This window comes from Mesorhizobium sp. M0208 (assembly GCF_040322015.1).
Taxonomy (GTDB): Bacteria; Pseudomonadota; Alphaproteobacteria; order Rhizobiales; family Rhizobiaceae; genus Mesorhizobium.
On sequence record NZ_JAMYSP010000006.1, the window covers coordinates 103,617 to 115,423 of the forward strand.

Below are 11,807 nucleotides of genomic sequence, written 5' to 3' on the forward strand. Positions count from 1 at the left end.
CTTAAACAATAGCGCCCGCACCATCGATCGGCTATGGTCCCGCCGATTTTATGGCGGATCAAAACGATGTCGGTTGAAAGAACCACTGCTGCGGGCGGCATGGAAACCTCCTATGGTTTCAAGCGGGTAGGACCAGGCGACAAGCAGTCCCTGGTCAATGATGTTTTCCACAAGGTGGCGAACCGCTACGACCTGATGAACGACCTGATGTCGGCGGGGTTGCATCGGTTGTGGAAGGACGCCTTGGTCGCCTGGCTCAATCCACCGAAGCGGCCGGGCTGGAGCGTTCTCGACGTTGCCGGCGGCACCGGCGATGTCGCCTTCCGCATCGTCGAGGCGAGCGGCAGGCACGCTCATGCAACGGTTCTCGACATCAACGGCTCGATGCTCGCGGTCGGCCGCGACCGGGCCGAGAAAAAGGGCCTGTCGGCAAATACCGATTTCGTCGAAGCCAATGCCGAGGAACTGCCTTTTGCCGACGCTACTTTCGACGCCTACACCATCGCTTTCGGCATCCGCAACGTGCCGCGCATCGATGTGGCGCTCGCCGAAGCCTATCGCGTGCTGAAGCCCGGCGGGCGCTTTCTCTGCCTTGAATTCTCCGAGGTCGAGATGCCGCTGCTCGACAAAGTCTACGAAGCATGGTCGTTCAACGCCATCCCGCGGATCGGCAAGATGGTGACCGGCGATGGCGAGCCATATTCCTATCTGGTCGAATCGATCCGCAAATTTCCCAATCAGCAGAATTTCGCGACGATGATTTCGCGCGCGGGCTTCGAGCGCGTCTCATTCCGCAACTACTCCGGCGGCATCGCCGCGCTCCACTCGGGCTGGAAGCTTTGAAGCTGGCCCGTATCCTTCGTACTCAATGTGCTCTTCGCCGGTCTAGGAAATCGGCGGGGCAAAGCCAGCCATGAGCAGCATCGGCGCTGGTTTCAGGCTCGTGCGGGCCGGCTGGGTGCTGGTCCGCGAGGGTGTCATCGCGGCTTTGCCCGGTGACGAGCTCTTCGGCTTGCCGAAATTCGGCTGGCGCATGGCCCGGCTGTTCACCCGCCGTCACGCGCTTGCCTATGAGCGTGGCGACAGGCTGGCCAAGGCGGTCGTGCGGCTCGGCCCGTCTTACGTCAAGCTCGGCCAGTTCCTGGCGACACGGCCGGATGTCGTCGGAAACGATATCGCGCTTGATCTTGCCATGCTGCAGGACAAGATGCAGACGTTTCCGAAGGCCGAGGCTGTCGCCGCGATAGAGGCCTCGCTCGGACGCAGGGTCGACGAGCTCTATGTCAGTTTTGGCGAGGCCGTGGCCGCCGCCTCGATCGCCCAGGTCCATACCGCCGAAATCCTGCAGAACGGCGTCGTTACCCGGGTGGCGGTGAAGGTCATCCGGCCGGGCGTGCGCCGCCGCTTCTTTCGCGATCTCGAGAGCTATTTTCTCGCCGCCCGGCTGCAGGAAAAATACATCCCGTCGTCGCGCCGGCTGCGGCCGGTCGAGGTGACCGAGACACTGGCCCAGACGACCAAAATCGAAATGGACCTGAGGCTGGAGGCGGCGGCTTTTTCGGAGCTTGGCGAGAATACCAAGGACGATCCCGGCTTCCGTGTGCCGTCGGTCGACTGGGAGCGCACCGGTCGTGACGTGCTGACCATGGAATGGGTCGACGGCATCAAGATGAACGACATTGCCGGCCTAGCCGCCGCCGGCCACGACCTGAAGGCGATTGCCGCCAACCTCGTTCAGTCGTTTCTGCGCCATACGCTGCGTGACGGTTTCTTCCACGCCGACATGCACCCGGGCAACCTGTTTATCGAAGCCGACGGCACCATCGTCGCCGTCGATCTCGGCATTGCCGGCCGGCTCGGCAGGAAGGAGCGCCGGTTCCTCGCCGAAATCCTCTACGGCTTCATTACGCGCGATTACCAGCGCGTCGCCGAAGTGCATTTCGAGGCCGGCTACGTGCCGCGCCAGCACAATGTTGCGGCTTTCGCCCAGGCGATCCGGGCGATCGGCGAACCGATCCACGGCCAGCCGGCCGAGACCATCTCGATGGCCAAGCTGTTGACGCTGCTGTTCGAGGTGACCGACCTGTTCGACATGGCGACGCGATCCGAACTGGTGCTGCTGCAGAAGACCATGGTCGTTGTCGAAGGCGTCGCCCGCACCCTCGACCCGGCCTTCAACATGTGGAAGACGTCGGAGCCGGTGGTCAGCGGCTGGATTGCCCGCAATCTCGGCCCGCGCGCGCTGCTGGCCGATGCGCGCGACGGTGCCAGCGCGCTGCTGGCGCTGGCGCGTCAGGCGCCGGACCTCGCTGCCCGTACCGAGCGGCTGTCGCGTGAGATCGACCTGATGGCCGAAAACGGCCTGCGCTTCGACGAGGGGACGGCGGACGCGATCGGCAAAGCCGAGGCGCGCCACACCCGCTCCGGCCGGCTGGCGCTGTGGGTGATCGCGCTGACGCTGGTGTATATCGCCTGGAAGCTGCTCTGATTGCAATGACAGCAGTGCTGTCATTGCAATCACGCCGCTTGTCGCTTATGTAACGGCGAGGAGCTACGCTATGAGCACTATCACAATCCGTAATCTTGATGACGAAGTGAAGCAGGTGCTGCGCGAACGCGCTGCCGCGCGCGGCGTTTCGATGGAGCAGGAAGCGCGGGATGCCTTGCGCAAAGTGACGATCCCCGAGAGCAAGCTCCAGAACGGGGAGTGGCGGCTGAAAGCGTCACGTGACGAGATCTTGGCGCTCGGACGGAAATCAGAACACCCCATTGACCTCAAAGCGCTTACTGATCACATGTGGGATGAGGGACTTCTGTGACCGTTGCAGTTGATACGTCTGCGTTAATCGCAATCATCGGCGCAGAGCCGGATGCGGCTGCATTCGTCGATGTTTTCGGCACCTCATCTGCTGTACTGATAAGCACTGCAACACTTCTGGAGGCACATTGTGTGGCGAACCGGTCCAGCGGTGGCATCAACCCCGCCGAACTTCAGGTGCTCATCGACCGCCTCGAACTGACGGTCGTTCCTTTTGATCTGGCTCAGCTCGAGGTCGCACGACTTGCCTACTCTCGGTACGGTCGCGGATCCCGCCATCGTGCTGACCTCAACATGGGCGACTGTTTCGCCTATGCCCTGGCCAAGACCCGAAACCTGCCGCTACTTTTCAAGGGTGACGATTTCATCCATACCGACATCGAATCGGCGCTGAAGCCGGCATGACATTGGACAAGAACTGGCCTCGGGCATGACCCTCTCCGGCAAGCGCATCCTGCTCATCATCGGCGGAGGCATTGCTGCCTACAAGGCGCTCGACCTGATCCGTCGGCTGCGCGAGCGCGGTGCGGCAGTGCGGGTGGTGATGACCGCCGCGGCGCAGGAATTCGTCACCACGCTGTCGGCCGGGGCGCTGTCCGCCGACCATGTTTTCACCGAACTGTTCGACCGGCAGGACGAGCACGATATCGGCCATATCAGGCTGTCGCGCGAGGCCGACCTTGTGGTCGTGGCGCCGGCCACCGCCGACCTGATGGCAAAGCTCGCCAATGGCCATGCCAACGACCTTGCCTCGACCGTGCTCATCGCCACCGACAAGCGAGTTTTGATGGCGCCGGCGATGAACCCGAAAATGTGGGCGCATCCGGCGGTCCGCCGCAACCGTGCGGCGCTGAGCAAGGACGGCGTCGCATTCGTCGGCCCGGCGAAGGGCGAGATGGCCGAGAGCAACGAGGTGGGCGAGGGCCGCATGGCCGAGCCGCTGGAGATCGTCGCCGCGATCGAGGCGCTGCTCGACGGCCGGCCAAAGCCGCTGGCAGGCAGGAAGATCATTGTCACCTCCGGGCCGACGCATGAGCCGATCGACCCGGTCCGCTACATCGCCAACCGGTCGTCGGGCAAGCAGGGCCACGCCATTGCGGCGGCGCTGGCCAGGCTCGGCGCCGATGTGCGTCTCGTCTCCGGTCCGGTTGGCATTGCCGATCCGGCCGGCGTCGCCACGCTGCATGTCGAAACGGCCGTCGAGATGAAGGACGCTGTCGAGCAGCTGCTGCCGGCCGACGCGGCAGTGTTCGTCGCGGCTGTCGCCGACTGGCGCACTCAAAGTTCGGCCGGGGAAAAGATCAAGAAGGTGGCGGGCGAGGGGCCGCCGGCGCTGCAGATGGTGGAAAATCCCGATATTCTTGCCGGTGTCGGGCATCACAAAAAGCGGCCGATGCTGGTGGTCGGTTTCGCTGCGGAGACGCAGGATCTGGTCAGGAATGCCGAGGCCAAGCTTGCAAAAAAGGGGGCCGATCTTATCGTCGCCAATGATGTCTCGCATGAAGATGGTGCTCCGGGCGTGATGGGCGGCGACCGCAACAAGGTGCGGATCGTCTCAAAGGCCGGCGTCGAGGAATGGCCGGAGATGAGCAAGGATGAGGTGGCGACGCGGCTCGCGGCACTGATCGCCGAGCGGCTGAAGACGGTCGTCGTCTAAAGCGCGTCGCGTTCGACCGGCCTCATGTGACGCGCTTTAGGTTCTTGTTTTGATGCATGTCGTTACCGCAAAACCGCTGCACACCTTTGCGCGACATGCATTGGTCAATCTTCCCTGCGAAGGGGGAGATCGGCAGCTTCGCTGGCGGCGCCCCCGAAATCCGCAAGGCGGCAAGGCATCCCAGGATCCCGAGCGGGATAAACGCCAGGAACAGCCAGGCAGCGACGTTTGCCGCGGCCTCGCGGTTCAGGCCCTCTGAAAAGCCGCTGGCGTTGGCTACGATGCCGGTCAATGCCGCACCCACCGCATAGCCGATGCGCTGCATGGTCGGCACGGCGGCCGAGGCGATCGTCTGCTCGCCTTCCTTGGCCGATACCACGATGACACGCGTGACGAACGGCCAGGCTATGCCGAAGCCGCCGCCTTGCAACAAAGCACAAAACAGGATCAGCGGGATCGAGCCGGCCGGCACCGTATAGGCGAAACCGGCGACGCCCGTGGCGACCATCAGCGCCCCGCCGACGATGATCAGCCGCTCGCGCTCCGGTGGCGCATTGGCGACGAGGATCGACAGGATCGACCAGGCGATCGATTCGGCGGCGATGATGTAGCCGGTGGTCAGGATCGGAATGCCGTGAAGGCTGGTCAGAAGCAGTGGTCCGTAGACCGCGAACGAGCAGGTCGCCACCGAAAACGCCGCGACCATGGTCATGCCCGCGCCGACCGACGAGCGCCATGAGAACAGCCGCGACGGGAACAGGCGCGAGCGCGGCTTCAGTGCGTCGATATAGATAAACAGCGCCAGGCCGATCAGGCCGAGGGTGAGCAGCAGCGACGAGCGCAGCAGGGCGATGTCGACGCCGGCAGTGGCAATCAGCACGACGCTGCCGGCGAGGCAGCCAAGTGCCGCAAAGGGGAAGGGCGGCGCCGAGCCGCCCGTCGCCTGCGGCCTCGTTGCTTCAGGCGTATCGAGCACGAGGAAGCTTGCCAGCGCCATGGCCGTGCCTCCCAGGGTGAAGACGCCGAAGGCCCAGCGCCAGGACGAGAATTCGGTCATGACCGCGCCGAGCACCGGCCCGCTGAAAGCGGCGACACCCCAGATCGCCGACATGACGCCGAAAAGCTGCGGCCAGATCGCGCGGGCAAACAGCCGCTCGACCGAGACGAAGGCCAGCGACACCAGCGCGCCGCCACCGAGCCCTTCGATCAGGCGGCCGCAGAGGAACAGCGGCATCGAAGGCGCGGTGGCGCAGACCAGCGCGCCGGCGGCATAGAGCATTGCGGCGACCATCATGTTGGTACGCAGCGCGACATAGCTCACCAGCCGTCCGGCGGCCGCACCGGCAACGATGGCGCCGAGCTCGTAGATCGCCAGCGACCAGCCGACCAGTTGCACGCCGGCAAGTTCGCCGACCATGGCCGGCATGACCGTTGCTACCATGGTTTCGTTGGTGGCGTGCAGCAGAATGCCGAGGCTGATGAAGCAGAAGCGCGCCAGATCGCCGCTCGCCCACAGCGCGCGCCAATCGACCCCGTTTGTGCTTGTTTTGGTCATCCAGTCCCCCAGGCTTTCTCAGACGCTGGTCTAAAGTATTGGAGCGTTCTTCACGTCCAAATGAGTACATGCCGCAGTATGGGAGGACTTCTAGAACCTCAACCGGAGTTGAGATCAAGCGGTTTTGATCGCCGTTGACGTGGCGGATTTCAAATTGCGCGATGGGGGACGATCACGAGGCGTTGAGATTCTGGTCAGACCGAAGACAAGCAATATTGGATCGCCGCAATCTTCGGTCACGGTAACGGCATGAACACAGTTGCCATGCCGTGATCTTCGAGCGCCGCAACTTTGAACATCAGGGCGGCCCATCCTCTGCGGAGTGGGCCTGCCGGAATCTATGAACCTTCGGCAGCTATTCGCAGGCCGACACCTACGCTCCCCGCCGCTCGGGAGCCATGCCGCGCCGCTATTTGAACGAATGGATCAGGTCCAGCGAGGTGACGGCGACCGCCAGGTTGACGCCCGTCTGTGCCTGGACACTGAGCGGCTGCAGCGAAAAGGCGCTGTCGAGGCCGCCGACCAGGAGATTGGCGCCGCCACCGGTGACCACGCTGGCCTCGGCGTTCACGCCATAGTAGCTGCCGGCAAGGTCGCCTTCATCGTGATTGCGGGTCGCCGCCAGAACCGCCCATACCAGCTGGCCCTGATGCGTCCGGCCGACATCGACGCCGAGCTTGGAAATCACCCCGGTATAGACTTCGGAGGGGCCGCCACGATGTGGACGAAAGACACAGGAAACACCCTTGTTGGAGGTGACGAGATAGGCCGTGCCGCCGTCGATGGTGCAGTCGAGCACGCCGAGCTGGAGCTTGCTGGCGCTGGCGGGAGCGGCAACGACGGTCGTCGCGAAAGCGGCGGCACAAGCGAGTTTCTTGATCATGGCAGGGTCCTTTCGAAATTGCCTTGTACAAACGGCTGAGCACGCCGAGCGTTCCGCCGACAACTTGGCGCCAGCAAGGCAAGGGTAAACGCAGGGTTGTCGGGGCGCGGAAAGGGCCGCCCGATTAACCGGCCGCTCAGCCGGTGCTGGTGCGGGCCAGGCCGTCCTTGGCCGGCTGGTAGGTCGGATTGAGGTGCACGGCCTCGCGGTATGATTTCGCGGCCCTGACCTTGTCGCCGCGCCGCTCGTAGATCAGCGCCTGGTTGGACCACGCCTCGGCGTTCTTACCGTCGAGCTTGATGGCCATATTGAAGTCGGCGAAGGCATTGTCCTCGTCGTTCATGGCCAGGTAGGAGAGGCCGCGTCCATTGTAGGGCTCGGAGGCGTCCGGCGCCAGCGAAATGGCGGTCGAGAAATCCTCGATGGCAAAGGCGTGCTGGCCCTGGCTCTGGTAGATCAGGCCGCGATTGTGATAGGCGCGCGCGTCGGTCGTGTCGAGCTGGATGGCCTTCTGGAAATCGTTGAAGGCTTCCTGCACCCGGCCCGCCCTGCGGTAGAGATTGCCGCGGCCGATATAGGCGGCGTCATAGTTGGGATTGATCTGGATCGAGCGGTTGTAGTCGGCAAGCGCGCTCGCCTGGTCGCCGAGGAAGCGCTGGATGAGCGCGCGGTTCGAATAGGCCTGGTAAAAATTCGGATTGAGCTGGATGGCGGTGTTGAAGTCCTTCAGCGCCGCCTGGTACTGGCCGCCGCGGCCATAGGCCGAGCCGCGCACATTGTAGGCTTCCGGATCCTGGGGGTTGCGCTGGATCACCGCCGACAGCGAGGAGATGTTCTCGCTCGAGGCTTGCGCCTTGTCGATGTTGTTGAACTCGCCGGTCGGAACGCTCTGGCAGCTGGCAAGCGCCATCCCGGAAAGCAGGGCTGCCGTCAGGGCGAGGCCGCGCCACGCGGTTCTGCGCTCTACGGTAATTGCGTCCATGTCTGCCCTGTCCTTACTGCGCCGTCTGGTCCGTTCCCCCTCCGAACCGGCATCTCTCCCAACCGGTCCTTTCGAACCGGGTCTACATCACAACAAAAAGGTGGCGGCGATTCCGCATCGCGCCACCCTGGATATCCTTGGAAAAGGACGAAAAATTGGCGTCAGAACCGCGGCGGACGCGGGGCACCGGCACCGGCAGCACCGGCCGCGACCGGACGCGGCGTCATCGGCAGCAGGCCTTCGCGCTGGGCACGCTTGCGGGCCAGCTTGCGGGCACGGCGCACGGCTTCCGCCTTTTCACGGGCGCGCTTCTCGGAGGGCTTCTCGTAATGTCCGCGCATCTTCATTTCGCGGAAGATGCCTTCGCGCTGCATCTTTTTCTTGAGCGCGCGAAGCGCCTGATCAACATTGTTGTCGCGGACGAGTACCTGCACGGGCAATCCTGTCTTTTCGGGTTTGAAATCAATAGGCAAGCGGCCATAGCCACAAGCCTCCGCGGCGCGTTACACCACGAATTGGGGCGGCTGATAGCAGAATCAAGGCGCTCTGTCCACTGCCGATTGAGAGGCGGTGCCGACCTCGAAACGAAAAAACCCGCCTCAGCGGCGGGTCGTTGGTGTGAATCAGCACCATATTGAGATTAGTAGCATAGCTGCCGGCACAAAGCAAGAACAAAATTCGCCGTGGGCCAGATAGGCGTCGCTACACCGTGGCCAGGTGGAGCTGCTCGAAACCTTCGAAGAACTCGCCGTAGTCGCAGGTTATCTCCTCGCCGGCGGCGATGTCGCGGGTCGCAGTGGCCCCGCCATATTGCGAAAAGTCGGTGTTCGGCTTGTCGGCGTGGTTCATGAAACGGCCATTGTCGACCTCATAGACCATGAAGCCCGGCCGGTCCGGACTGGGATAGGCATATCTGTCGAGCAATTCCTTGAGGTGCGGCGGCGCCGTCTCGTATCTTTCCACCGGGATCAGCCGGTCGAAGTCCGGATCGAGCCGCCAGATCTGCGCCCCTTTCCGGATCGGCTCGGCGGCGAACACACCGACGCCTTCGATTGCGCTTGCAGCGATATAGGTCCTGATCAGCAGCATGTTTCCAACCCGTTTTCGAGGAGAAGACGGAATCGTCAAATCGCCGGGAAAAGCAAGACCGGTTTTCAGGCATTGCGGCTTGCGGGCCTAGGCCGACCGCGAAACGCTTCACGTGCGGGTGATCGAGACGCCGCCGTCGGCGAACAACGCCGTGCCGGTGGTGAAGCTCGATGCATCGGAAGCCAGATAGAGCGCCGAGCGGGCGATCTCGTCAGGCTCGGCGACGCGCTTCAAGGCATGCAGGTTTTCGACGAAGGCTCGCGATTCAGGTGTCTTGAACGTTGCCGAGGGCGTGTCGGTGCCGCCCGGCAGCAGCGCGTTGACCCGCACGCCCCTAGCGCCATATTCGGCGGCCAGCACCTGCGTCAATCCGATCAGTCCGGCCTTGCTCGCGGCATAGCTGGTCATGCCGGGCATGCCGACCGTGTGGCCGACAAAGGTGGAGGTGAAGATCAGCGATCCGCCGCCGCGGTCGACCATCGCCGGCACCTGATATTTTGCGCCGAGAAAGGCGCTGGTCAGGTTGGTGTCGAGCGTCTCGCGCCAGCCCTCCAGCGACAGCTCCGAAACCGGCCCGGTCTTGCCGACCGAACCGGCATTGTTGAAGGCGATGTCCAGCCCGCCGAATTTCTCGACCGCCAGGTCGACCAGGGCCTTCGCGTAGGCTTCGTCGCGGACATCGCCGGCAAGGGCGATGGCGGTGCCGTCGGCGTCTTCGATTTCGGCAACGAGCGCGTCAAGCTCCGCCTTGCGGCGGGCAGCGACGACCACCTTGGCGCCTTCCTCCGCAAACAGCTTGGCCGTGGCGCGGCCTATGCCGGAACTGGCGCCAGTGACGATGGCGATCTTGTTGGCAAGTGCGAGCATTTTTTTTTGCATCCTTTTTTCGCGCCGGCATTTTGCCGGCAATTGGATGCTTGGTCGCAAATGGGGTTGGTCGGAGCCACCCGATACGTGCAAGGTGCTTCAGATGTGGTTTGATCGCTCCATCACGTCGCATGCCTCTTTTTCATCACGGCGCAAAACGGCAAGCGCCGTCGCAAACAGTGCAAGGCTGGCAGCGCCGTTTCGCTAGTGATACAAGCTCGCGCGCCGGGGTTGGCTGATCTGCCCGGCCGTCATTTGCGAGGCCTGCGACGTTGAAGAAATACTCGGTATTCGCCATCGCCCGCGAGGCCATGCGCGGCCACAAGGGTTGGGAGGAACAGTGGTCCTCGCCGGAGCCGAAGAAGGAGTACGACGTCATCATCGTCGGCGCCGGCGGCCACGGCCTGGCCACCGCCTATTATCTCGCCACCGTGCACGGCATCACCAACGTCGCGGTATTGGAAAAAGGCTGGCTCGGCGGCGGCAATACCGGCCGCAACACCACCATTATCCGCTCGAACTATCTCTACGACGAGAGCGCCGGAATCTACGATCACGCGCTGAAGCTGTGGGACGGGCTCAGCCAGGAGCTCAACTACAACGTCATGTATTCGCCGCGCGGCGTCATGATGCTGGCCCATAACATCCACGACATCCAGGTGCTGCAGCGCCACGTCCATGCCAACCGGCTGAACGGCATCGACAACGAATGGCTGACGCCGGAGCAGGCCAAGGAATTCTGCCCGCCGCTCAACATTTCGCGCAATGCGCGCTATCCGGTGATGGGCGCCTCCCTGCAGCGCCGCGGCGGCACGGCGCGTCACGATGCGGTCGCCTGGGGCTATGCGCGCGGCGCCTCGGCGCGCGGCGTCCACATCATCCAGAATTGCGAGGTCACCGGCGTCAAACGGGCGCCGAACGGCGCGGTCACGGGCGTCGAGACGACGCGCGGCTTCATCGGCGCCAGGAAGATCGGCGTGGTCGCCGCCGGCCACTCCTCGGTGATCATGAACATGGCCGGCGTGCGTATGCCGCTGGAAAGCTATCCGCTGCAGGCGCTGGTGTCGGAGCCGGTCAAGCCGGTGGTGCCCTGCGTAGTCATGTCGAACACGGTGCATGCCTATATCTCGCAGTCCGACAAGGGCGAACTGGTCATCGGCGCCGGCACCGACCAGTATGTCTCCTATTCGCAGACCGGCGGGCTGCACATTTTGCAACATACGCTCGATGCGATCTGCGAGATGTTCCCGATCTTCACCCGTATGAAGATGCTGCGCTCATGGGGCGGCATCGTCGACGTGACGCCGGACCGTTCGCCGATCCTGGCCAAGACGCCAGTGCCCGGCCTCTATGTCAATTGCGGTTGGGGCACGGGCGGTTTCAAGGCGACGCCGGGTTCGGGCCATGTCTTTGCCCATACCATCGCCAGGGACGATCCGCACCCGATCAACGCGCCCTTCACCATCGAGCGCTTCCGCACCGGCCGCCTCATCGACGAGGCGGCGGCGGCAGCGGTGGCGCACTGATGATGACCGAGATGGCCGTCGCCATGCCGCTGATGCTCGCCGGCGAGCAAGGCCTGTTCCATTTTCCGTCGCCGGACGAGGTGCGCACGCAGCCGATCAGCCGCGCCGAAAACGAGACCGAATGGCCGTTTTCCGTCGACGACGGCATTCTGGCCTGCGTCTGGAGCGGCGGACAAAGGGTCGTCTCGTTTCTTGAAGGCCGGCCGGCGGATCTGGACGACGACGAGCCGTTCGAACCGCGCGTCGTCATCGTCACGGTCGATCCGGTCCTGCTGACGATCGGCAACATGGCCAACCGCGACCTCTTCAGCCCTGCGGCAAGCATCGAGGAGCGCATCCGGCTCGTCGCGCCCTTCGTGACCTTGGGCCAGAGGCTTTGCGACCAACCGGCCGGCGCCCGCCTCGGCCACGGCGAATTGTAGGACCAACC

At 63.7% G+C, this 11,807-nt stretch carries 13 protein-coding genes; 7 read left to right on the top strand and 6 right to left on the bottom strand.

The window, feature by feature from the left end; translation table 11 throughout:
- Positions 1-66 precede the first annotated feature (66 nt).
- The 5 genes from ubiE to coaBC all read left to right on the top strand — a co-directional run bounded on the left by ubiE (position 67) and on the right by coaBC (position 4,475).
- Positions 67-843 (top strand): bifunctional demethylmenaquinone methyltransferase/2-methoxy-6-polyprenyl-1,4-benzoquinol methylase UbiE, encoded by a 777-nt coding sequence (gene ubiE, locus NKJ17_RS08920; RefSeq protein WP_352506392.1) that lies wholly within the window; start codon positions 67-69, stop codon positions 841-843.
- 70 nt (positions 844-913) lie between these two features.
- Positions 914-2,488 carry a 2-polyprenylphenol 6-hydroxylase gene (gene ubiB / locus NKJ17_RS08925; RefSeq protein WP_352506391.1) on the top strand — a complete coding sequence of 525 codons (1,575 nt, stop codon included), beginning with the start codon at positions 914-916 and terminating at the stop codon, positions 2,486-2,488.
- Between the two features lie 70 nt (positions 2,489-2,558).
- The gene (locus NKJ17_RS08930) at positions 2,559-2,819 is read left to right on the top strand and encodes a FitA-like ribbon-helix-helix domain-containing protein (protein ID WP_254816871.1); all 261 of its coding nucleotides are present in this window, start codon (positions 2,559-2,561) and stop codon (positions 2,817-2,819) included.
- Positions 2,816-3,223: a type II toxin-antitoxin system VapC family toxin gene (locus NKJ17_RS08935; protein WP_352506389.1), complete on the top strand. Its 408-nt coding sequence runs from the start codon at positions 2,816-2,818 to the stop codon at positions 3,221-3,223. The genes NKJ17_RS08930 and NKJ17_RS08935 overlap by 4 nt, the downstream gene beginning before the upstream one ends.
- A gap of 25 nt (positions 3,224-3,248) precedes the next feature.
- The gene (gene coaBC, locus NKJ17_RS08940; protein ID WP_254816873.1) at positions 3,249-4,475 is read left to right on the top strand and encodes a bifunctional phosphopantothenoylcysteine decarboxylase/phosphopantothenate--cysteine ligase CoaBC; all 1,227 of its coding nucleotides are present in this window, start codon (positions 3,249-3,251) and stop codon (positions 4,473-4,475) included.
- Between the two features lie 22 nt (positions 4,476-4,497).
- On the opposite strand, the gene NKJ17_RS08945 is transcribed toward coaBC, so the two are convergent.
- The 6 genes from NKJ17_RS08945 to NKJ17_RS08970 all read right to left on the bottom strand — a co-directional run bounded on the left by NKJ17_RS08945 (position 4,498) and on the right by NKJ17_RS08970 (position 9,851).
- On the bottom strand, positions 4,498-6,030 hold the full coding sequence (locus tag NKJ17_RS08945; RefSeq protein WP_352506388.1) for an MFS transporter: 1,533 nt from the start codon (positions 6,028-6,030) through the stop codon (positions 4,498-4,500).
- 409 nt (positions 6,031-6,439) lie between these two features.
- A complete protein-coding gene (locus NKJ17_RS08950; protein WP_352506387.1) occupies positions 6,440-6,913 on the bottom strand; it encodes a DUF992 domain-containing protein in 474 nt (157 codons plus the stop codon).
- A gap of 136 nt (positions 6,914-7,049) precedes the next feature.
- Positions 7,050-7,895 (bottom strand): tetratricopeptide repeat protein, encoded by an 846-nt coding sequence (locus NKJ17_RS08955; RefSeq protein WP_352478138.1) that lies wholly within the window; start codon positions 7,893-7,895, stop codon positions 7,050-7,052.
- Positions 7,896-8,056: 161 nt separating this feature from the next.
- Positions 8,057-8,329 (bottom strand): 30S ribosomal protein S21, encoded by a 273-nt coding sequence (gene rpsU / locus NKJ17_RS08960; RefSeq protein WP_023675331.1) that lies wholly within the window; start codon positions 8,327-8,329, stop codon positions 8,057-8,059.
- 268 nt (positions 8,330-8,597) lie between these two features.
- The gene (locus NKJ17_RS08965) at positions 8,598-8,984 is read right to left on the bottom strand and encodes an SET domain-containing protein (protein ID WP_352506386.1); all 387 of its coding nucleotides are present in this window, start codon (positions 8,982-8,984) and stop codon (positions 8,598-8,600) included.
- A 108-nt stretch (positions 8,985-9,092) separates the two neighbouring features.
- Complete coding sequence (locus NKJ17_RS08970; protein ID WP_352506385.1) at positions 9,093-9,851, bottom strand: SDR family oxidoreductase; 759 nt, start codon at positions 9,849-9,851, stop codon at positions 9,093-9,095.
- A gap of 272 nt (positions 9,852-10,123) precedes the next feature.
- On the opposite strand from NKJ17_RS08970, the gene NKJ17_RS08975 reads away from it, so the two are divergent.
- The gene (locus NKJ17_RS08975) at positions 10,124-11,377 is read left to right on the top strand and encodes a sarcosine oxidase subunit beta (RefSeq protein ID WP_352506384.1); all 1,254 of its coding nucleotides are present in this window, start codon (positions 10,124-10,126) and stop codon (positions 11,375-11,377) included.
- Positions 11,377-11,799: a hypothetical protein gene (locus NKJ17_RS08980; protein WP_352506383.1), complete on the top strand. Its 423-nt coding sequence runs from the start codon at positions 11,377-11,379 to the stop codon at positions 11,797-11,799. Before NKJ17_RS08975 ends, NKJ17_RS08980 begins: the two co-directional genes overlap by 1 nt.
- The last annotated feature ends 8 nt before the right edge of the window (positions 11,800-11,807 follow it).